The sequence below is a fragment of the Roseibium denhamense genome (assembly GCF_009711415.1).
Classification (GTDB): domain Bacteria; phylum Pseudomonadota; class Alphaproteobacteria; order Rhizobiales; family Stappiaceae; genus Roseibium; species Roseibium denhamense.
Map to the genome: position 1 here is coordinate 13,688 of NZ_SMLZ01000105.1, position 19,055 is coordinate 32,742.

23 protein-coding genes are annotated in these 19,055 nt (G+C 61.2%); 18 read left to right on the forward strand and 5 right to left on the reverse strand.

The features are described from left to right. The first annotated feature begins 22 nt into the window (after positions 1-22). The 8 genes from E1180_RS09280 (at position 23) to E1180_RS09315 (ending at position 4,554) form a co-directional block, all read left to right on the forward strand. Positions 23-1,387, forward strand: coding sequence for a phage major capsid protein (locus E1180_RS09280; protein WP_244314021.1), 1,365 nt, complete (start codon positions 23-25; stop codon positions 1,385-1,387). Positions 1,388-1,634: 247 nt separating this feature from the next. Next, entirely contained in the window at positions 1,635-2,204 is a 570-nt protein-coding gene (locus E1180_RS09285; protein ID WP_155190903.1) for a head-tail connector protein, read from the forward strand. Continuing rightward, complete coding sequence (locus E1180_RS09290; protein WP_155190904.1) at positions 2,201-2,521, forward strand: phage head closure protein; 321 nt, start codon at positions 2,201-2,203, stop codon at positions 2,519-2,521. Before E1180_RS09285 ends, E1180_RS09290 begins: the two co-directional genes overlap by 4 nt. Further along, complete coding sequence (locus E1180_RS09295; RefSeq protein WP_155190905.1) at positions 2,518-2,934, forward strand: DUF3168 domain-containing protein; 417 nt, start codon at positions 2,518-2,520, stop codon at positions 2,932-2,934. Before E1180_RS09290 ends, E1180_RS09295 begins: the two co-directional genes overlap by 4 nt. A gap of 32 nt (positions 2,935-2,966) precedes the next feature. Further along, complete coding sequence (locus E1180_RS09300; RefSeq protein WP_155190906.1) at positions 2,967-3,380, forward strand: phage major tail protein, TP901-1 family; 414 nt, start codon at positions 2,967-2,969, stop codon at positions 3,378-3,380. Between the two features lie 87 nt (positions 3,381-3,467). After that, positions 3,468-3,824 carry a gene transfer agent family protein gene (locus E1180_RS09305; RefSeq protein WP_155190907.1) on the forward strand — a complete coding sequence of 119 codons (357 nt, stop codon included), beginning with the start codon at positions 3,468-3,470 and terminating at the stop codon, positions 3,822-3,824. Further along, positions 3,824-4,027, forward strand: coding sequence for a phage tail assembly chaperone (locus E1180_RS09310; protein ID WP_155190908.1), 204 nt, complete (start codon positions 3,824-3,826; stop codon positions 4,025-4,027). Before E1180_RS09305 ends, E1180_RS09310 begins: the two co-directional genes overlap by 1 nt. Next, a complete protein-coding gene (locus E1180_RS09315) occupies positions 4,024-4,554 on the forward strand; it encodes a phage tail tape measure protein (protein ID WP_155190909.1) in 531 nt (176 codons plus the stop codon). The genes E1180_RS09310 and E1180_RS09315 overlap by 4 nt, the downstream gene beginning before the upstream one ends. 22 nt (positions 4,555-4,576) lie before the next feature. Here E1180_RS09315 and E1180_RS09320 read toward each other — a convergent pair whose 3' ends face one another. After that, the gene (locus tag E1180_RS09320) at positions 4,577-4,831 is read right to left on the reverse strand and encodes an HP1242/YdcH family protein (RefSeq protein ID WP_155190910.1); all 255 of its coding nucleotides are present in this window, start codon (positions 4,829-4,831) and stop codon (positions 4,577-4,579) included. Here E1180_RS09320 and E1180_RS09325 point away from each other — a divergent pair. Genes E1180_RS09325 through E1180_RS09345 form a run of 6 tightly spaced genes read left to right on the forward strand, consistent with a single transcriptional unit; the run spans position 4,816 to position 11,549 of the window. Beyond that, positions 4,816-5,562, forward strand: coding sequence for a phage distal tail protein, Rcc01695 family (locus E1180_RS09325; RefSeq protein WP_341873552.1), 747 nt, complete (start codon positions 4,816-4,818; stop codon positions 5,560-5,562). The two genes, E1180_RS09320 and E1180_RS09325, sit on opposite strands and share 16 nt — an antisense overlap. Positions 5,563-5,599: 37 nt before the next feature. Beyond that, positions 5,600-6,490: a DUF2163 domain-containing protein gene (locus E1180_RS09330; protein ID WP_155190911.1), complete on the forward strand. Its 891-nt coding sequence runs from the start codon at positions 5,600-5,602 to the stop codon at positions 6,488-6,490. Beyond that, positions 6,468-6,947 carry a C40 family peptidase gene (locus E1180_RS09335; RefSeq protein ID WP_155190912.1) on the forward strand — a complete coding sequence of 160 codons (480 nt, stop codon included), beginning with the start codon at positions 6,468-6,470 and terminating at the stop codon, positions 6,945-6,947. Before E1180_RS09330 ends, E1180_RS09335 begins: the two co-directional genes overlap by 23 nt. 2 nt (positions 6,948-6,949) lie before the next feature. Beyond that, on the forward strand, positions 6,950-9,262 hold the full coding sequence (locus tag E1180_RS22205) for a baseplate multidomain protein megatron (protein WP_208997040.1): 2,313 nt from the start codon (positions 6,950-6,952) through the stop codon (positions 9,260-9,262). Positions 9,263-9,265: 3 nt separating this feature from the next. Continuing rightward, positions 9,266-10,825, forward strand: a complete 1,560-nt coding sequence (locus E1180_RS22210) for a phage tail protein (protein WP_208997041.1) — start codon at positions 9,266-9,268, stop codon at positions 10,823-10,825. Further along, positions 10,818-11,549 carry a DUF2793 domain-containing protein gene (locus tag E1180_RS09345; RefSeq protein WP_155190913.1) on the forward strand — a complete coding sequence of 244 codons (732 nt, stop codon included), beginning with the start codon at positions 10,818-10,820 and terminating at the stop codon, positions 11,547-11,549. Before E1180_RS22210 ends, E1180_RS09345 begins: the two co-directional genes overlap by 8 nt. A gap of 16 nt (positions 11,550-11,565) precedes the next feature. Here E1180_RS09345 and E1180_RS09350 read toward each other — a convergent pair whose 3' ends face one another. Then, positions 11,566-12,036 carry a hypothetical protein gene (locus E1180_RS09350; protein WP_155190914.1) on the reverse strand — a complete coding sequence of 157 codons (471 nt, stop codon included), beginning with the start codon at positions 12,034-12,036 and terminating at the stop codon, positions 11,566-11,568. 123 nt (positions 12,037-12,159) lie between these two features. Between E1180_RS09350 and E1180_RS09355 the strand changes: the two genes are divergently transcribed. Beyond that, complete coding sequence (locus tag E1180_RS09355; protein WP_155190915.1) at positions 12,160-13,032, forward strand: glycoside hydrolase family protein; 873 nt, start codon at positions 12,160-12,162, stop codon at positions 13,030-13,032. Between the two features lie 51 nt (positions 13,033-13,083). Continuing rightward, positions 13,084-13,290, forward strand: coding sequence for a hypothetical protein (locus tag E1180_RS09360; protein ID WP_155190916.1), 207 nt, complete (start codon positions 13,084-13,086; stop codon positions 13,288-13,290). Positions 13,291-13,415: 125 nt separating this feature from the next. Here the strand turns inward: E1180_RS09360 and E1180_RS09365 are convergent, their stop codons facing one another. Together E1180_RS09365 and E1180_RS09370 are read right to left on the reverse strand one after the other, a co-directional pair. After that, complete coding sequence (locus E1180_RS09365; protein ID WP_208997042.1) at positions 13,416-14,975, reverse strand: EAL domain-containing protein; 1,560 nt, start codon at positions 14,973-14,975, stop codon at positions 13,416-13,418. 262 nt (positions 14,976-15,237) lie between these two features. Continuing rightward, positions 15,238-16,491, reverse strand: coding sequence for a HupE/UreJ family protein (locus E1180_RS09370; RefSeq protein WP_155190918.1), 1,254 nt, complete (start codon positions 16,489-16,491; stop codon positions 15,238-15,240). A gap of 365 nt (positions 16,492-16,856) precedes the next feature. On the opposite strand from E1180_RS09370, the gene E1180_RS09375 reads away from it, so the two are divergent. Together E1180_RS09375 and E1180_RS09380 are read left to right on the forward strand one after the other, a co-directional pair. Next, positions 16,857-17,240 carry a VOC family protein gene (locus E1180_RS09375; protein ID WP_155190919.1) on the forward strand — a complete coding sequence of 128 codons (384 nt, stop codon included), beginning with the start codon at positions 16,857-16,859 and terminating at the stop codon, positions 17,238-17,240. Between the two features lie 12 nt (positions 17,241-17,252). Further along, positions 17,253-17,954, forward strand: a complete 702-nt coding sequence (locus tag E1180_RS09380) for a helix-turn-helix transcriptional regulator (protein ID WP_155190920.1) — start codon at positions 17,253-17,255, stop codon at positions 17,952-17,954. Here the strand turns inward: E1180_RS09380 and E1180_RS09385 are convergent. Then, positions 17,899-18,990: a LacI family DNA-binding transcriptional regulator gene (locus E1180_RS09385; RefSeq protein WP_155190921.1), complete on the reverse strand. Its 1,092-nt coding sequence runs from the start codon at positions 18,988-18,990 to the stop codon at positions 17,899-17,901. The genes E1180_RS09380 and E1180_RS09385 overlap by 56 nt on opposite strands. Between the last annotated feature and the right edge of the window lie 65 nt (positions 18,991-19,055).

Below are 19,055 nucleotides of genomic sequence, written 5' to 3' on the forward strand. Positions count from 1 at the left end.
TCCCCTTGCAAGGAGACCAGACATGACAGCGACTTCCGATACCGGTATGGCCGGCCTGGAAACCAAGGCTTTCGAGATCAAGGCGGACATGCCGGGATCCGCTCTGCCGCCCGTGCCGCCCATTTCGCAATTGCCGGGCTCGCCTGCGGCGCCTGCATCAGATGTCAACACAAGCGGCGCCGATGTGGCTCGCAGCTTCGACAGTTTTTTCCAGACGTTCGAGGCCTACCGCTCGGTGAATGATGCGCGGATCGCGGAGATCGAAAACCGGGGCAGCGCCGACATACTCACGCTTGAAAAGCTGGACCGGCTCGACAGTGCGCTGAATGCCACCCAAAGGCGGCTCGACGACCTCAGCCTGAAGACCCGACGGCCGCAATTGTCCGGCCATGAGACGCGCGCCTCCTCGCCCGCAGTGCTGGAGCATAAGGCCGCTTTCGAGGCCTATGTGCGCTCCGGCCGGGAGCAGATGTTGCGTCCGCTTGAACCCAAGGCCCTGGCGGCCGGATCCGATCCCGACGGCGGATATCTGGTCCCCGAACAGACCGAAACGGAAATCATGCGGCGGCTCGCGCAGGTATCTCCCATAAGGGCAATCGCAGGCAGCCGTCAGGTGTCTTCGGCAACCTACAAAAAACCGTTTTCGGTCACCGGGCCCCAGGCAGGCTGGGTGGGGGAAACTGATGCCCGGCCGGAAACGAACGCGCCGCAATTGGCTGAACTGACCTTTCCGGCGATGGAGCTTTACGCCATGCCGGCGGCCACCGCGACCTTGCTTGAGGATGCGGCCGTCAACATGGACCAGTGGATTGCCGAGGAAGTGGAAACCGCCTTTGCCGAGCAGGAAGGGGCGGCTTTCGTCAATGGCGATGGCGTGAACAAACCCACCGGCTTCCTGTCGGTCCCGCAAGTGGCTGAGACCAGCTGGGCCTGGGGATCGCTTGGCACGCTATCAACTGGCGAGGCCGGAGGGTTTCCAACGCTGGCACCTGCCGACAAGCTGATCGACCTGATCTACACGCTCAAGAGCGGTTACCGGCAAAACGCACGCTTTGTCATGAACCGGAAGACGCAAGGCGAGGTGCGCAAGCTCAAGGATGCGGATGGAAATTATCTCTGGCAGCCGCCAAGCGGGCCGGGCGCCAGCGCCACTTTGTTCAACTATCCGGTGACGGAAGCCGAAGACATGCCGAACATGGCGATTGATGCAACGGCCATCGCCTTTGGTGATTTCCGGCGCGGCTATCTGGTGGTTGACCGGATGGGCGTGCGGCTGCTGCGCGATCCGTATTCGGCCAAACCCTATGTGCTGTTTTACACCACCAAACGGGTCGGCGGCGGCGTTCAGGACTATGATGCCATCAAATTGCTGACCTTTTCAGCGTAAGGCAGCATTTTTTTACAGCGCTCGGCTGGCCGTGAAAGCGGCAGAAAAACAGTGGTTTACGAGATCTCTTATGGGAACTGAGAAGCCAATTTTCAATTGGCCGATGGTCTCGCAAGCTTCACGACATCTTGCGTTGCAAGTCTTAACCTGCAGGCCCACATCCGTTCATGAACGATGAGGGTCGTTCCTCCCCTGACTGGCGCCGGGCTTCTTGAAGCTGCGGCGCCTTCTTTTTGGGTGACGTTTCATGACATCGACACGACTTTTGGAGCCGGCGGCAGAGCCCGTCGCGCTGGAGGATATGCGCGCGCATCTGCGCCTGACCTCCACCGAAGAGGACACAAGCCTTGCCGGCTACATCAAGGCCGCGCGCAGCCACATCGAACAGTCCACCCGAAGGGCGCTGATCGCCCAGGGCTGGCGCCTTTATCTGGATGCCTGGCCGGACGGACGGGTTGTGCGCCTGCCGGTCTCGCCGGTCCTGTCCATCGACCAGATCACGGTTTTTGATCTGGAGGGAACACCGGTCGCCTTGTCGCCAAACGACTGGACGCTGGACCGGTCACACCATCCCGAGCGGCTGAAAATCAAGCTTGGGGCCGGGCTGCCCGCAAGCAAGATGCTTGCAGCGGAGATTGATTTCACTGCCGGCTATGGGCCTGCGGCTGAGGATGTCCCGGAAGACTTCCGCCAGGCGATCCGAATGCTGGCCGGCCACTGGTTCGAGCACCGGGAAGCCGGAAGCGAGCTATCTGTGGCCACCCTGCCGCATGGGCTCGACCGGTTGTTGTCGACGGCACGGGTGCCGCTCCTATGAGCGCGGGCCGTTACAGGGTGCCGGTGGTCTTGCAAAAGCCGGTGGAAACGCGTCCTGCCGGCGGGTCGGTCACGGTCACCTACCAGACCATCGCCACGGCCTTTGCGTCCATCCGGCTCATCGGCCAGCAGGAGCGCTTTTCCGAAGAGCGGCAGACAAGCGGCAACACCTACGAAATCCGGCTGCGGCGCCGGTCCGGGCTGACCGGCGGCTGGCGCATCCTGACCGGGTTTCAGGAATTCCGGGTTCTGTCCGCAGCCGATGGCGACCAGCGGCGGCGGGAACTCGTCTGCCTGACCGAAGAGGTGACGTCATGAGCCTTCAAAACGTGCAGACGGCGCTCAGGGAAGCGCTGTTTTCGGTCCTTGAAGGGGACGGCACCTTGAGCGGACTGATCGGGTCCGGCGGGATTTTCGATGCCGTTCCGCGTGCGCAGGCCTTTCCCTATCTGGTGCTGGAGGTTTTGGAAACAAAACCACTGCTGGCGGAGATCGCGGATGGGGCCGTTCATGAGCTTGTCCTGAGCGTTTTCAGCCGCGGACCCAGCCGGGACGAGGCGGCAGATGCGGCCGGACGGGCGGCGGACATTCTCATGCACGGCCCGGTAACTCTCTCCGGCCACCGGCTGGTCAATCTGACCCTGACCAATGTGGTGAGCCGCAAGTTGCGGGATGGGCGCGGGTTCCGTGCCGCTTGCGCGATCCGGGCGGTGACCGAGCCGCTGAATTGAGACGCCACAAGTAAGACACACGGGAGGCTGGGATGGGCGCACAGCGTGGACGCGATCTTTTGCTGAAACTGGACCAGACCGGGTCCGGCACATTCTTGACGGTTGCGGGGTTGCGCGCCCGTCAGGTGGCACTGAACGCCACCAGCATCGACATCACGACCGCCGACAGCGCGGGCCGCTGGCGCGAGTTGCTGGAAGGGGCGGGAACCCGCGCCGCCAGCTTGTCCGGCTCGGGCCTGTTCAAGGACAGTGCCAGCGATGCGGCTGTCCGCCAGGTGTTCTTCGATGGAGCAATCCGCTCCTGGCAGGTCGTCGTACCGGATTTTGGCATTCTGGAAGGACCTTTTCAGGTGACCGCCCTGGAATATGCCGGCCGTCATGATGGCGAAGTGACGTTTGAACTTGCGCTGTCATCCGCCGGTGAAATCAGCTTCACGGCTGCATGAGTTCGTGACCGAGATCAGCAGGCGGTCAATCGGGATCAATATGCCGCCCCAAGCTGATCGACAACTGACTGGTCGAGGGAGGGGAAAATGGCAAATCGTATCCGGGGAGAGATTTCTGCTCAGCTGGATGGCCGCGCATGGACGCTGGTCTTGACGCTTGGCGCGCTGGCCGAACTGGAGGAGGCTTTCTCCTGTTCGTCGCTGTCCGAGCTTCTATCCAGGTTTTCCGCCGGGAACCTGTCTGCCCGGGACATGATCCGTCTTCTGGGGGCAGGTTTGCGCGGGGCAGGGCATGATGTTTCCGACGATCAGCTCGCCATGATGAAGGCGCCGGGTGGGGCGGCAGGCTTTGCCGCCATCACAGCCGATTTGCTCAGCGCAACCTTCGGCGATCCGCAGGAAAGCGGGGACCCGATGGATGAAACCGACGGACAGGCTGCCTGATGCTGCCCTGGCGATCGCTTCTGCACAGTGCCGTCAAGGACCTTCGCTGGAGCCCGGAGACGTTCTGGCGGGCAACCCCGTTTGAACTTGCGGCTGCCTTGAAGAAAGATCCGGGATTTTCGCCCATGTCTCGGGCGGATCTAGAGGCCCTGGAGCGGTCCGCAGGGGACGGCGGCTGCACACCAACGGACACGATGCCATGACCGACACCCGTTTTGATCTCGCTGTGCCGCTTGAAGATCTTGCCGGTTTTCAGCGCCAGATGGATGGCCTCAACAAGTCGGCCGAAGCCTTTTCCCGCACATTGGCGGGCGGGCTGAAGGCCGCTGTTTTGGATGGAAAGTCTCTGGAAAGCGTCTTCAAGCGGATTGCCCTGTCCGCGTCGAGCCGCCTGATCGATCAGGCCCTGGCGCCGCTGAGCAATCTGGCCGGCCAGGCCTTGAGCGGCATTCTGCCGTTTGCAAAAGGCGGTGTTGTGTCGTCTCCGGCCCTGTTTGGCCTGCAGGACGGGATCGGGCTGATGGGCGAAGCGGGCGCAGAAGCGATCATGCCTCTAGCGCGCGGTGCGGACGGCCGCCTGGGCGTCCGGACAGGCCAAAACGGCAATGGCGCGGGACCGCCTGTCCAGATCACTGTGGTTACGCGGGATGCGGAAAGCTTCGCCCGGTCTGAAACACAGGTCTCGGCAATGGTGGCCCGCGCCGTCGGACGGGGACGACGCGGGCTCTAACACCGGCCTGAAAAGGAGGGGCTCAGGACACGGCGTTTTCAGCCGCCGCCAGCATGGCAGCAATCTGGTCTTTCAGGTGGAGCCGCTTCTTCTTCAGGTCTTCCAGAACCTCGTCGGATGCCGGCTGGATATCTGTCTCGATGCGGTGAACCTCGCGGTTGACCTCATGGTACTCCTCGGCCAGCCGGGCGAAGTGGGCATCATTCGTCTTCAGGGAATGCAGTGCTTCGGCTGCTTCCGGAAATTCTTCATGCAGTTCGTGTGGAACGTGGCTCATTCTTGCCTCCTTATGATGGCCCCAAACTGCCGTTCCAGCGCCTGCCGCACCTTGAGCCAGATCAATTGGAGCCGGTATTTGCACCGGAGAGCATGATGGACGGGTTCCTCGATGAACAATTCCCTGCCGGCGTCGCCTTTGGCGCGCTTGGCGGGCCGGAACGGCGGACTGAGGTCGTTGGGCTGGCGACAGGGTATGAAACCCGCAACGCGCGCTGGGCGGACAGCCGCCGCCGCTATGATGCGGCGACCGGAATCCGGTCCCTGGCGGATTTGAGGGACGTCGTCGCGTTCTTTGAAAAGGTGCGGGGGCGTCTCTACGGGTTCCGGTTCCGCGACCCGTTCGACCACAGCTCGACCAATACGGCGGCCTTGCCGAGTGCGTTTGACCAGTGGATCGGCGCGGGAGACGGGACGATTGACCGGTTCGCGCTGCGAAAGGCCTACGGCGCAGGAATTGCAGGGTATTCGCGGCTGATCCGCCTTCCCGATCCGTCGAGTGCCAAATGCGCCATCAACGGGCAGGAACTGGTCCGGGGGAGCGACTTCTCCGTTGATCCGGTAACCGGCGAGCTTGTCTTCAGCCTCCCGCCGCCAGCGGGGGAAGCCGTCACGGCGGGCTTCCTGTTTGACGTTCCGGTGCGCTTTGACACCGACCGGCTGGAACTCAGCCTTACCCATTTCGAAGCCGGGGACATTCCCTCCATCCCATTGATCGAAATCCGGATCTGATCAGGATTGCGATCCTCGACCCAGGCAGTTCTCATCCATGAAACAGATTGATCCCAGCCTTGCCGGGCATATTGCCGGGCGGGCGACCACTCTTGCCAGCTGCTGGATTGTACGGCGGCTGGATGGCACCGCGCTTGGCTTTACAGACCATGACCGTCCGCTCGCGGTTTCCGGCACCCTTTGCCAGCCGCAGAACGCCTTGAGCGCGACAGCCGCCAAGGACGGGCCGGGCCTTGCCGTTGGCGGCAGTGAAATTGGCGGGGCGATCAGCAGTCCGGATCTGACCGATTCCGATCTGGAGCGCGGTCTTTGGGACAATGCCCGTGTCGACGTCTATCTCGTGAACTGGGAAAATCCGGACCAGACCCTGCTGCTGCGGCGTGCCATCATTGGCGAAGTGAATCGCAGCGGCAGCGCTTTTACCGCCGAATTGCGCGGTCTGTCGCATCTGCTGGAAAGCCGGCAGGGCCGTGTTTTCTCCCGCCGCTGCGATGCCGATCTCGGCGATCACCGCTGCAAGATTAACCTGAGTAATCCGGCCTATCAGACCGAAGCGCTGGTGACGGCCAGTGCGCCGGGATGGGTTCAGACCGGGCCCCTGTCAGGCTATCAGGATGGCTGGTTCACGGGCGGCAGGCTGACGGTCCTTGACGGGGCTATCTCCGGATTTGCCTCCGAGATCGCGCTTGAACAGGCAGGGACTGCAGGCCCCGTCTTTTCGCTCTTCGAAGCAACCCCGGCAGCGCTGGATGCCGGGACGCGCATCCGCGTCAGGGCAGGCTGCGACAAGATGCTGGCCACCTGCCGCAGCAAATTCGCCAATCACCTCAATTTTCAAGGATTCCCGCATATGCCGGGCGCCGACTTTGTCCTGTCTTATCCAAACAGCAACACAGGCCGGAACGATGGCAGCCCTCTCGTCGACTGACAGCGCCACCACGGCATCTGTCCGGGCGCGCGCAGTGATCGCCGCAAGAGCCTGGATCGGAACCCCTTACCGGCATCAGGCAAGCTGCTTGGGGGCTGGAACAGACTGCCTGGGACTTGTGCGGGGCGTATGGCGCGCGCTCTACGGCGCAGAACCGGAAGAGATCCCGCCTTATTCGCCGGACTGGGCTGAGACAGGCGGCGGCGAAACGCTTCTGGCCGCCGGCCGGCGCTGGCTGGTGGAAACACCGCTGGCGGAGGCAAGGCCGGGCGACGTCCTCGTGTTCCGCTGGCGCGACAATTCCGCTGCCAAGCATACGGGCCTCTTGAGCGCGCCGTTGGGGCAAAGCCCGCACCTGATCCATGCTTATGAGCGGGCCGGTGTCATTGAATGTCCGCTGGTTCCGGCCTGGCAGCGCCGGATTGCTGCCGTTTTTTCCTTTCCGGAGACCGATTGATCATGGCAACGCTTCTACTTGCGGCAGGCGGGCAGGCCCTTGGCGGCGCCCTCGGCCTTGGTGGCCTTGGCGGCCTGCTTGGAAAGGCTGCCGGCGCATTGGCCGGTGGTGTTGTCGATCAGGCCCTGTTTGGCGGCAGCTCGAGAACTGTCGAAACGGGACGCTTGGCGGATCTGTCCGTTCAATCCTCAAGTGAAGGTGCCGCGCTTCCAAAAGTTTACGGCCGGGTGCGGCTGGCGGGGCAGGTGATCTGGGCCACACGTTTTGAAGAAGTGATCAGCGAGGAAGAACAGGGCGGTAAGGGCGGCGGCGGATCAAAAGTCACGGTCCGCTCCTATTCCTATTTCGGCAACTTTGCAGTCGGAGTTTGCGAAGGGGAAATCGCCCGGATCGGCCGGATCTGGGCCGACGGCAAACTGCTCGACACGCGCGCCCTTCAAATGCGGATCTATACCGGCAGTGGGGACCAGCTGCCCGATCCGCTGTTGTCCGCCCTTCAGGAAACAGCGCCCGCCTATCGGGGGACGGCCTATGTTGTCTTTGAACGCCTTGCTCTGGAGCCGTTCGGAAACCGCCTGCCGCAGCTCAGTTTCGAAGTGATCCGGCCGGTGGAACCACTGGAGAACCAGATCCGGGCCGTGACGATCATTCCCGGCGCCGGAGAATTTGCCTACGCGCCCCAAGTGGTCTCCGAAGTGCTCGGGCCGGGGCAACAGCGGCCGTTGAACCGCCATGTGGAGGCCGGTAGCAGCGACTGGACCGAGTCCATGGATGAGCTTCAGGCCCTGTGCCCGAACCTCAAACGAGTTGCGCTCGTCGTCGCCTGGTTCGGCGAGGATTTGAGAGCGGAACACTGCCGGATCCGGCCGAAGGTGGAGGACAACCTGACCCAGACCAGTGGCGGCAGCTGGTCGGTTGCGGGACTTAACCGGCAGTCCGCGGTGCCCGTTTCTGAGACTGATGGACGCCCGTCCTATGGCGGAACACCGTCGGATTCCTCCGTCATTGCGGCGATACGCGACCTGAAGGACCGGGGCCTGGAGGTGATGCTCTACCCGTTCGTTCTCATGGATATTGCGCCTGGAAACAGCTTGCCCGGCCCGGATGGGGGAACCGGACAACCGGCCTTTCCCTGGCGCGGCCGGATCGTGGCCGGGCCGGACGCTGCTCAAAGCATATCCGCGTTCATGGGAACAGTGTCGGCGTCTGATTTCAGCACCGCACCCGGCAGCGTGGCCTATGCCGGACCGGACGAATGGACTTTCCGCCGTCACATTCTGCATATGGCAGCCCTTGCCAAGGCGGCCGGCGGCGTGGAGAGCCTTTTGATCGGGACTGAAATGCGCGGCCTGACCCGTGCGCAGGCCGGAAACGGGGTCTATCCCTTTGTTGACGCGCTCAAGGCGCTGGCCGCCGAGGTGCGGGCCCTTGTAGGGCCTGACACAAAGCTCTCCTATGCCGCGGACTGGTCTGAATATGGCGCGCACCAAGTGTCGGCGGATGAACTCCGCTTTCCGCTTGATCCCTTATGGGCGGACCCTTCAATCGATTTCATCGGGATCGACAACTATTTGCCGCTGACCGATCTTCGGGATGGCGCGGTCCCGGAGACACCGGATGATCTCGCGCTCTATCGGGACAGGATCGCGGCCGGTGAGTATTTCGATTGGTATTATGCCAGCGATGCCGACCGTAAGGCCGGTGTGCGGACGCCCATCACCGATGGGGCATATGGCAAGCCTTGGGTCTACCGGGCCAAGGATCTTGAGGGGTTTTGGCAGAACGAGCATTTTGAACGGGTTGGCGGGGCCGAACTTGGGTCTGCAACCGCCTGGCAACCGGCCTCCAAACCGATCCGATTTACCGAACTCGGATTTCCGGCGGTTGATCGCGGCACCAACCAGCCGAATGTGTTTATCGATCCCAAATCCTCTGAGAGCATGCTGCCGCATTTCTCGCGCGGCGGGCGCGACGATGCCCTGCAGCGGCGGGCCCTTGAGGCCCATCTGAGCTGGTGGTCCGCCTCGCATCCGGTCCTGCCGCCGGGCACCAATCCGGTCTCGCCCGTTTATGGCGCGCCGATGGTTGATCCGGACGGGATTTACCTGTGGACCTGGGACGCGCGGCCGTTTCCAGCCTTTCCAACCTTCAAGGAGGTCTGGGCGGACGGGGACAACTGGCAGCGCGGCCATTGGCTCACAGGCAGACTGGGTGGTCTCAGCCTGAGCGGACTGATCTCCGCGCTCCTGGCGGATTACGGGGTGCCGCCCGGGGATATTACGGTGTCCGGGCGGGACGGGGGCGTCGACGGCTAGGTGTTGAGCGGGCCGTTAGCGGCCCGCGACGTTCTGGAACCGCTTCTTGATGCCTTTGGCGGGATCGCCTCTGACCGCGGCACGCATATTCACATCGGCAGGTCCGTTCCTCTTGCGGTCAAGAGCCTGGCCGGACCGGATTTCGCCATGCCGGAGGCGGGCGGTGATTCTGTGGTGCGCCAGGTGCGCGCGCAGTCGGGGGAGCTTCCGGGCGAGGTGCGTCTGGGCGCCTGGGACATTTTCGGCGCTTACCAAAAACGGCTGGCCGCCTCCCGCCGCCTGGAAGGGGGGAGCCTCGATATTCAGACCATCGACCTTCCCGCCAGCAGCAGTCCGGACCGCATGCAGATCGAGGCCGATCGCAAACTGAACCGGCTCTGGCGGGACCGCGAACGGATCACCTTTGAAACCGGGATCGATCAGATCGCTCTCGAGCCGGGTGATGTCGTCGAGCTGTCAAGCCTTCCCGGCCGCACAGCGGCCGAACCTCTACTGGTCAGGTTGACAGCTGTTGAGGATACGGACCGGCGCCGGTTCGAGGCGGTGCGCACCGGCCAGGACTTGGCAACGGGCGCCCCGGTGCCCTTGCCGGGTCAGCCCTACCGTCCCGGTGACCCGAGCCCGCCAGCGGCCCTCTTTCTGGATCTGCCCAAACTTCGGGATGACGATCCGGATGATCATGTGCGGCTGGCAGCCTTCGCAAAACCCTGGCCGGGCGGTCTACAGGTCTTGCGCTCCCCGGCCAGTACCGGTTTTGAGCCGCTCCTGACCGTGCCGGTGCCAGCTGTCATGGGCATCACCCTGACGGAACTTATGCCCGGGCCGCTCTGGGTACTGGACCGGCGGGCGGTATTGGATGTCAAGCTTTTTGGCGGGACGCTCACAAGCCTGCCGCTGGAAACGGTGCTTGCCGGGCGCAACGCACTTGCCGTGCGCTGCAGGAGTGGCGGCTTTGAAATCCTTCAATTCACGACAGCCGATCTCATCGCACCGTCAACCTACCGGCTCAGTGGTCTGTTGCGGGGGCAGAAGGGGACCGAACCCGAAATGCAGGCCGGTGCTGATCCGCAGGCCGATACCGTGGTGCTGTCGGACGGCCGTAATCCCCTGGTCCCGTTGGACACGGACGCCTCTGGCCTTACGTTCCATTACCGGCTGTTGCCCCAAGGAGCCGCGCTGGATGATCCCTCGGCGCTTGCGCTCACCCATCGGAGCAACCAGCGCGCCGCGCGGCCGCTCGCCCCCATCCATATCCGCGCGCGCCGGGAGGCCGCAGGAATCCGGCTGTCCTGGATCCGGCAGACACGCACCGGGGGCGACAGCTGGGAGCAGGCGGAGGTTCCACTTGGCGAGGAAAGCGAAGCCTATGACATCCGGATCTTGTCTTCGGGCGGTGGAGCTGTTTTGCGGGCCTTAAGCTCCGGCAGCCCGTCAGTGCTTTATCCGGAAGACGATATCACGGCGGATTTCGGGGCCGTGCCAACGCACCTGAGCGTGGCCGTGGCGCAAGTGTCGCCGCGCGCAGGCCGGGGCGATGAACGAAAGGCGGTTCTTCATGTCTGAAACAACCCGTATGCACCTGCCGCTGCTGGCGGCGGCTCAGGCGCAAAAACATGTCACTCACAACGAAGCCTTGTTGCGGCTTGATGCCCTCAGCCATCCGGTGATCGTGAGCCAATCCCTGACCTTGCCGCCCGTGAACCCCAGCGAGGGGGACTTGTATCTCCTGCCGGCAGGGAGCACCGGAGACTGGCTCGGCCATGATGATGAGATTGCCGAATGGCGGAATGGGGTCTGGGAGTTCTATCTTCCCTTCGAGGGACTGTCGTTGGCCGTCTCCGGTCAGACTTCAGGACTAACCCGCAAGGACGGGACTTGGTTGCAAACAGGGGCCCTGATCAGCGAAGACCGTGTGCTGGCCCGCTCCGGCTTCGGCGCTGAAAGCCGCCACCAGGTGATCGAGGCCGAGCTTGCCGGGCTCTCAGGCGCAGTCGCCGAGACCGGTCCGCTGATCCCGGACCGGGCAATCGTTTTCTGCGTTTCCTTGCGTGTCGCGGATTCGGTCACCGGGGCAACCTCATTTGATTGCGGTCTGGACGGTGAGCCGTCGAAATTCGGCGGGTCTCTGGGAACAGCGCCAGGGGCGAGCAATCTGGGCGTGATTGGACCAACGGCCTTTTACGCGCCAACGCCGGTACGCGTCACGGCAAATGGCGGTTCATTTACCGGCGGCTCTGTCCGTCTTGCCGTGCATTGTTTTGTGCCAACGGCACCGGACACGGCCTGATCGTCCGTTGGAGACCTTAAGGGCGAATGTAAGTTGATCCGTTCCAGCGCCAGAGATTCTCGCCCAGCCAGATATCCTGCAGCCCATTGGGGCCCATGTCGCCAAGCGCGACGGCGCCAGCCACGAAGACTTCCAGCGCACGAACATAGTCTCCCGCGCCAGGTGCGCTGCCCGTAGGCTCGTCATAATGCCAGACATGCAAGGTGCAGTTTTGGGCGCCGCAGAAATCCCGGTGTTGCCGAAGCACGAAAATCGCCGGGTTCCCCGGGTCGCCATCAATGTCAGCTGTTGCCGTCAAGAACGGTGGATTGGACCAGTCGATGTTTTGACCAGTTATCTGCACGAAATCGCGGTTGTAGAACTGCGCGAGCCAGGAAACTTCCCACCGGGACTGTGGTTTTTGGAATTCCAGCGCTGCCGCTGACACAGGCGCCGGGCTTATTGACAGGGCAAAAACAAACAGAAGCAGTCTGCAAATCACGGTCATCGGTTTGCTCCCAATGCTGGTCACTCAAACACTATCGCAATCGCTCATTCAAAGTTCAACAGGATCGTCTCACGCATGCGGTTTGGAGCAGTCCTTTCCAAGTGAAGGTCAGGAGGAAACGATATGAAAGTGAGTGACCAGGGGCTCGCCTTTCTGGCGGCGCATGAGGGTTTCGTGTCCAGGGGATATCTGGATCCGGCCGGGATTGTCACCATCGGCTATGGCTTCACCATGCGCAGCCGGGTGTTTTCGTCCTGGTGGCGGCAAAGGACGGGACAGAGCTTGAGAGTGGGGGACAGTCTTGCCCGCACAGACGCCAACAAGCTCCTTTTGAAACTCCTGGAAGAAGAATATGCCCCGCCGGTCCTGCGCCGGTTTCATCGGCTGTCACAACCTCAGTTCGACGCCTGTGTGTCCGTTGTCTATAATCTGGGCGCCGGGGCGCTGGGCTGGCGCTGGGCGCAGGCTCTGGCAGACGGGCTGACGGCGAAGGCGGCAAGCTTGCTGCGCAAAACCGGAACGAGAGCGGGCGGGCGTGTGCTCAAGGGCCTTGTCCGGCGCAGAGCCGCCGAGGCCCGGTTGATCGAGACCGGAGACTACCGGATGTCCAAACCGCCTCTTCAGTCCTGCGATGATGTCCGCCAACTTCAGAGGAACTTGCAAAAACTCAGTTTCGATCCTGGGCCGCTTGACGGCATTTGCGGGCCCATGACGCATGCCGCAATCACCGCGTTCCAAAAAGCACATCCGCCGCTTGTCGTGGACGGTGTTGCCGGACCGGCGACCATGGCGACGTTGAAACGGGCTCTTGAAACACGTGCGGGCCAAGCCTTCACGGGAGCCGCCGCGCTCCTGTCTGGAGGGGTATGCGTGTCGTCCGGTGTGCCGTCTCACCTTGCTGCCATGGCGACAGGCCTCGTTGGCGGGCTCGGCTGCGGGCTACTGGTCCTATGGCTCTACCGGGGCCATCTACTCGCCCGCATCCCCTCCGGCTGACCGCCAAGCCTTAAGTTCCCTTCAAACCACTCAACCTTAGGAGAAGCTGTCATGCACGGCTGGAAAACACTTGTCTTCAACGGAACGGTCGGCCTTACGGCCTTGTGCGCGGAAGTGTTGAGTTATCTGGAAGCCGCCGACTGGCACAGTGTCTTGCCTGAAGGACAGGCTGCGCTGGTGATTGCCGCCCTTGGCTTTGCGAACATTCTTCTCCGGCATGTGACCACGGGCCCTGCCGGGTGGAAGCGTCCGCATTGACCAAACCGGCAGCGTTTTTTGCTGTTCATCAGGCGGTGTTTTATGCTGCCTGACGGACAATGCCCGTACCTGTGGGAGCCCGGGGCTTCTCAATTAAAACAGGCTCGAAGTCCGCAGCTGGCGGCCTACCGGACGAGCGGAAACAGCTTGCCGAGCCGCTCGGTTTCCGGGATCCGGCGCTTCATGGCCTTTTCAAGCAAGTAGAGGGAAAAATCCTGGATCGGCATCGGCTTTGCAAAAAAGTAGCCCTGGCCAAAGTCGACACTGCGGTTTCGGAGCGCAGCCAGCTGTTCCATGGTTTCGATGCCTTCGGCGCACACGCTGATGCCTTGGGCGGAGGCGAGATCAAGAATGACGTTGATGAAGGCGCTGCGGGCCGTATCGGAATTGTGCGTCAGATCGTCGATAAACATCTTGTCGATCTTAATAAGGTCCGGTTTGAGCGCTTTGACCTGGGCCAGATTGGAGTAACCGGTCCCGAAATCATCAATGGCAATCGAGCAGCCGATACTCCTCAGATATTCAAGCGACTTGGCAATGCTCGTGCCCGCCCGGATCCCGGTTTCCAGGATTTCGCAGCTCAGGCTGATCTTGGCATCAGCGGCAAGCTTGAACACGGGGGATCCGATCACCGTCTGGATCCGGTCATCTTCAAGATCGGCCTGGAAGAAATTGACGGCGACCTTGAAGCCCGGACGTCCTGCCAGGAGCGGGCTCAGGTCCTTGAGCGCCTTTTTGATGATGATCTCGGTAAATTCCCAGGTCAGGCCGAGCTCCTGGATGGTGGCTATGAACTGATCCGGATAGAGTTTCCCGTACTCGTCCTCAAAGCGGGCGAGCACTTCGCAGCCCTGGCACTCCATGGCCTCCAGGGTCATGATCGGCTGGTAGTAGGGCACAAAGCCAGCGCCTCCACGGGCAACCGCCCGCCGGATGCGTCCCGCCGGACTGCGCATCTTGTGAACGATACGGTTCACCCGTTGCGATACCAAAAAACCGGTGATGCAGCTGAACAGGAAGAAGATTGTCAGCGGCCACTTGTTCTCCCAAAGAACCGTGACCGAGCTGATCATGGTCAGATAGCAAAGGCTGATGGACCCGTCCGAACAGGCGCGGGCATAGATGTTTCCAACCATTGGGCCAAAATCGTTTTTGTAAGCCGTGAGCAAATCTGGATTGCCGCTTGCCTGACTGCGGATCTTGTCCGGATCACCCGGATCGGCCACGTAGAACTGATCGTCTTCCGCAACCGCAAGATTGCCCGTTCTGGTAAACGAGACGCCGTATGACCCCTTTTTGACAACGGTAAGGGTATAGAGCCCTTCAATCGCCGAAATCGGGCGGTTGTACCAGGTCACCCGGTCGTCCGTTGAAAACAGCCCGCGGGTAGGATCGCCAAGATCAATCGGCGGATCAAACGCGCCGAAAACGGACGAACACTGGGCGTGGGTCGTCTCTGCACCGAAGTACCAGATGTTTGAAATACTGTTTTCGTGGAAAACGATGGTATTGAGCCGGCGCAGGTGATCCGGGCCGCAATCGGCGGGCCGTATCGATTCAAGCTGCGCGTAAAGACGGTCGCCGTCCTCCAGGCTCTGAACCCACTTGTTTAACAGCTCTGTTGTCTGACTTTTGAGCGTTGCCTTGCCTTGAACCGATATTACGGTCCATGCAACGAGCATCATGAGCGCCACGGTTGCTATTCCGGCGCCTAATCCATGCAGTGTAGGGCTTTTTGTTTGCACAGAACGATTGTCTGTCACTGATTTACCCGTTTGCGTTTCATCGGGCACTATGGACATCGCATGTTAAGACGACGTCAACTGGTCTGATCAAGATCAACAGATTTCGCATTAAAATCGCGTTTTTATGCATGAAAAGAGGGGCTCGGCCGCCAAATTTGCGGCGAAAGCGTTAGATCATGACAGGAAGATGTACCATTTCAGATCAAACGGCACCAACCACGCCGCCAAGGCGCTCGACCACCCACCATACGGACAGAATCGATATTGCGGCGAGGATGCCGAACCGGGCGGGATTGAGTGCCGGTTTGGCAAGTTCCCGGACCATGTAAACGAGGGTGAGCGTGACCCCCAAAATGATCAGCTGGCCAACCTCAATACCGATGTTGAAGGCGAGCAGTGCGGGGATCAAATCCGGTGCGGTCCGTCCGAGAATGTCACTTAGGACGAAGGAAAAACCGAGGCCGTGCAACAGGCCGATGCCTGTGAAGACAAGGATGGACCCTGACTTTCTCACCATGGCGGCGACGGCCGCATAAAGAACAGACGCTGCGATTGCGGTTTCAACCGCCGGGATAAACCAGGGCCAGCTTGGCGTTGCGCCCAGGAAAGTTGCGATCAGTGTAACCGAATGACCGAGTGTAAAAGCCGTGACCAGAAAAATCAGTTTGCGGGTCGCTCCGACGCCAAGCGCAAGGGCCACCACCAGAAGGACGTGGTCCAGCCCCTCCAGGATATGCAGCATCCCTTGATAGACAAAATGACCGAATGTGGTCAGCCGCGATCCGTCCATAAGGGCGGGCGTTTCCAGCTGTCCCGGTGCAACCGAGGAGACGGGCGGATCGGCGCGGGCGTCGAGAAGATGATTGTCAATCTCAATGCCTGGACCGGGCAGAAGCGGCGCGTAGCCGGACTGGATCGACAAGATCCCACCCGTATCGTTGCTTGTCAGCCGGAGTGCGTAGTCAATGACGGCTTCGCCGAATACCGGGTCTGCCCCGGCGGACGGTAACGAGAGCGTGGCTTGAGCATCACTGAGCGATGCAAGGTCCTGATCGGGGCGCTGCGCATGAACCACAAACCCGGTGATTTCGGCCGGCAGGTCGAGACCGGCCTGCGAAAAGACGAGGGCTCTTTCCAACCGGTTTTCGAAGTCGCGGCTGTCTCTTTGGATGGCGTGAGTATCAAGCCGGTAGCGGCTCCCGGTGCTTGTTGTCTCGACCGAAAGGAAAGGAGAGACGAGCGGCACTTGGTCGACCTGGGCCCGGCCGACAAGATCTGAAAAAACCAGGGGCGCAGGAACCCGCACATAGGCAACAAGTCCGCCGTTTCCTTCGGCGATCAGGATTGTGCGGACCTTGGTGCCTTCTGCAAAGTGCGCGAACGCGGATGGCTGCAGACAACCAACCGCAGCTGTAAGCGTGACCACAAGACTGAAGACAATGCGGGCAAAGGTCATGGAGCCACTTCCGGACGTTGGCTGCGCGGGCGCAGGTCTTGCCCGGCGTCACTCCGGACAGTCTGAGCTTACAGCCTCAAATCCGGCAGCCCAAGGCATTTGCACATCTCAAACGGGATTTGCGGCTGGTGCGGTCCGCAGTCTGTTTGGTCCGCCGCAGAGCAGCGTTAAGGCAGAGCGCGCTGAGCGCTCAGCGCGATCATGACCAGGTTCGAGCCTTTACGTCATCACTTTAAGAATACGGCGGTTTTTGAGCCGGAAGGGCTGACCTTGCGTCATGAAGATTTGTTGAAGTCTCCTGACAGAATGCTGTCAGGAGGGGCTTGATAAGGTGATCCCTGTCACAGCTTCAACGGAGACATTCCATGACTTTCATGCCCGATCACTTCACCGTCTGGATGGAGATTCCTGTCACCAACCTGGACCAAGCGATCAGCTTTTATAATAAAGTATTCAAAACGGAGCTTAGACTTGTCACCGATATGGGACCCAATCCCTTTGCAATGTTCCCGGTCAAGGAAGACGCCAGTGGCGTTGCAGGCCATCTTTACCCCGGAAAACCGGCGCCCAGAGGCACCGGCCCGACCGTTCATCTCCTGTGTCCCGACACTTTGGAAGAAACGATGGAACGGTTTGCAGAATCGGGAGGGACGATCATCTCCGACCCGATTGCCATCCCGACCGGCCGTTTTGCCTATGGGGAGGATCCGGACGGAAACTCGATCGGCCTTTTCATTTTCAACAGCTGATGGACGGGCCCCATGAGGCGGGCGGACCGGTTGTTCCAGATCGTTCAGTACTTGCGCGGCGGCCGGCTCGTCCGGGCGCGGCAGCTGTCCGAATGGCTGGAAGTCTCGGAGCGGACCATCTACCGCGATGTTGCCGATTTGCAGGCCTCGGGCGTTCCCGTCGAGGGGGCGGCCGGGGTCGGCTATCTGCTGCGCGACGGCTATGATCTGCCACCGCTCATGTTCACGCGCGATGAAATCGTTGCTCTTCTGGCCGGTGCCCGGTTGATCCGGGCCTGGGGCGGGGCGGCAATGGCGCGGGCCGCTGAAGAGGCCATGATCAAGATCGATGCTGTTTTGCCCGAAAAAATACGGGTGAAGCAAAACGAGGTCGAGATCCACGCGTTCGCGCCGGAGATGACACCGCAGACAAGGGCCCATCTCGACTTTCTGGAGGCGGCGGCCGATAGCCGCAAACGGCTCGCGATTGCCTATTCCGATGCCCAGGGCGATCCGACAGACCGGATTGTGCGGCCGCTCGGTCTCTGGTTCTGGGGCAAGGTCTGGACCTTGGTCGGCTGGTGCGAATTGCGCCAGGATTTCCGCATGTTCCGGGTCGACCGGATGAGCGACATCCGCGAAACCGGTGACCGGTTCGAGCCGGAACCGGGTAAGACGCTCAAGGACTTTTACCTTGCGATGGAACAGGAAGGGTATCCGCAGCACGGCGCTTAACGCGTGCCGCCTGCTCTTGACTGGACGGGATGTTCATCGGTGTGACAATCTGAATATCGCTCTGGCTGAGGGCGGGCGGTTCGCCAATTCCTTGAAAAGCGAGAATATGGCGGAAGGCCGCGAGCATGTCTTCTTGAAGATCATGATAAAGTGCAATTGTGAGCTGCCTGGATTCTAGCAGCCCCAGATTGTCCTCATCCAGGTCATGGGCTATGAAGACGCTGGGCGTTTGTCCCGCTTTTTGAAGCGCATCAAGGATGGCAAGATTTCCGCCGCCCATAGAATAAACGCCATCAACCGGTTGGGACGAACCGACGAGATCGGCGACCTTGCGGGCCGTGTTCATGTTGAGGCCGCCGCCTCCGCTGGCATCGATGAGCTTAATTTGCGGCCGCCTTTCCACTAGGTGGGTCTTGAAGCCCTGAAACCGCTCTTCTTCGCCCTGAAAACTGTGCTGGCTTAAAGTGGTGAGGACTGTCTGTGCGTTCTTGTCCAGCCATTGGTCCATTAGATAAGCCGCAGTTTGCCCGGCTCTTGTGTTGTTGAGCCCGGCATAGGCGACCCGCGCCGATCCAGGACAATCCGTGAATACGGTCACGACCGGAATGTTTTGCCCGGAAAGCGTGGCAATCGCGTCACGGACCGGCCCCGCGTCCTGTGCCTTCAAACAAACGCCTTGGGAACCACGTTTTCGCACCCGGCGCAGTTCTGCCGCGCATGCTTCTGGCGACAGGCGTTCAAAGAAGGAGAACCTCGGCCGGATGGCCAGGGGAGCCAGACGCGACAGGCCGGCATGTACTGCCTTTTCGATTTCCCGGCTGAACCGGGCAGGAGCTTCGACAATAATATCGATGAAAATCCGGCGGCCCCGCGCGGCCAGCTGACCTTCCTGGCGCATCAGTTCGTCGATGGCATCCCGGACACGCCGTCTGGTTTGCGGACTGACATTTGCTCGGTCGTTTAACACACGATCGACCGTCGCTGTGCTCAAACCGGATTGGAGCGCAATCTCCTTGATCGGGAACCTATGTGTCATTTGATGGATTCTTGATGGTTTTTCACCGTCTGCGCAAGCCCGTCTGCTGGTAGTCTCTTTGCAAT

Bases quoted from the DNA above. Each gene is read 5' to 3' on its own strand.
- E1180_RS09360 (WP_155190916.1), top strand. From the start codon at position 13,084: ATGCACGGCTGGAAAACACTTGTCTTCAACGGAACGGTCGGCCTTACG.
- E1180_RS09285 (WP_155190903.1), top strand. From the start codon at position 1,635: ATGACATCGACACGACTTTTGGAGCCGGCGGCAGAGCCCGTCGCGCTG.
- E1180_RS09350 (WP_155190914.1), bottom strand. From the start codon at position 12,036: ATGACCGTGATTTGCAGACTGCTTCTGTTTGTTTTTGCCCTGTCAATA.
- E1180_RS09280 (WP_244314021.1), top strand. From the start codon at position 23: ATGACAGCGACTTCCGATACCGGTATGGCCGGCCTGGAAACCAAGGCT.
- E1180_RS09290 (WP_155190904.1), top strand. From the start codon at position 2,201: ATGAGCGCGGGCCGTTACAGGGTGCCGGTGGTCTTGCAAAAGCCGGTG.
- E1180_RS09310 (WP_155190908.1), top strand. From the start codon at position 3,824: ATGCTGCCCTGGCGATCGCTTCTGCACAGTGCCGTCAAGGACCTTCGC.
- E1180_RS09370 (WP_155190918.1), bottom strand. From the start codon at position 16,491: ATGACCTTTGCCCGCATTGTCTTCAGTCTTGTGGTCACGCTTACAGCT.
- E1180_RS22205 (WP_208997040.1), top strand. From the start codon at position 6,950: ATGGCAACGCTTCTACTTGCGGCAGGCGGGCAGGCCCTTGGCGGCGCC.
- E1180_RS09380 (WP_155190920.1), top strand. From the start codon at position 17,253: ATGAGGCGGGCGGACCGGTTGTTCCAGATCGTTCAGTACTTGCGCGGC.
- E1180_RS09375 (WP_155190919.1), top strand. From the start codon at position 16,857: ATGACTTTCATGCCCGATCACTTCACCGTCTGGATGGAGATTCCTGTC.
- E1180_RS09315 (WP_155190909.1), top strand. From the start codon at position 4,024: ATGACCGACACCCGTTTTGATCTCGCTGTGCCGCTTGAAGATCTTGCC.
- E1180_RS09300 (WP_155190906.1), top strand. From the start codon at position 2,967: ATGGGCGCACAGCGTGGACGCGATCTTTTGCTGAAACTGGACCAGACC.
- E1180_RS09335 (WP_155190912.1), top strand. From the start codon at position 6,468: ATGGCAGCCCTCTCGTCGACTGACAGCGCCACCACGGCATCTGTCCGG.
- E1180_RS09295 (WP_155190905.1), top strand. From the start codon at position 2,518: ATGAGCCTTCAAAACGTGCAGACGGCGCTCAGGGAAGCGCTGTTTTCG.
- E1180_RS09355 (WP_155190915.1), top strand. From the start codon at position 12,160: ATGAAAGTGAGTGACCAGGGGCTCGCCTTTCTGGCGGCGCATGAGGGT.
- E1180_RS09385 (WP_155190921.1), bottom strand. From the start codon at position 18,990: ATGACACATAGGTTCCCGATCAAGGAGATTGCGCTCCAATCCGGTTTG.
- E1180_RS09305 (WP_155190907.1), top strand. From the start codon at position 3,468: ATGGCAAATCGTATCCGGGGAGAGATTTCTGCTCAGCTGGATGGCCGC.
- E1180_RS09345 (WP_155190913.1), top strand. From the start codon at position 10,818: ATGTCTGAAACAACCCGTATGCACCTGCCGCTGCTGGCGGCGGCTCAG.
- E1180_RS09320 (WP_155190910.1), bottom strand. From the start codon at position 4,831: ATGAGCCACGTTCCACACGAACTGCATGAAGAATTTCCGGAAGCAGCC.
- E1180_RS09330 (WP_155190911.1), top strand. From the start codon at position 5,600: ATGAAACAGATTGATCCCAGCCTTGCCGGGCATATTGCCGGGCGGGCG.
- E1180_RS09365 (WP_208997042.1), bottom strand. From the start codon at position 14,975: ATGATGCTCGTTGCATGGACCGTAATATCGGTTCAAGGCAAGGCAACG.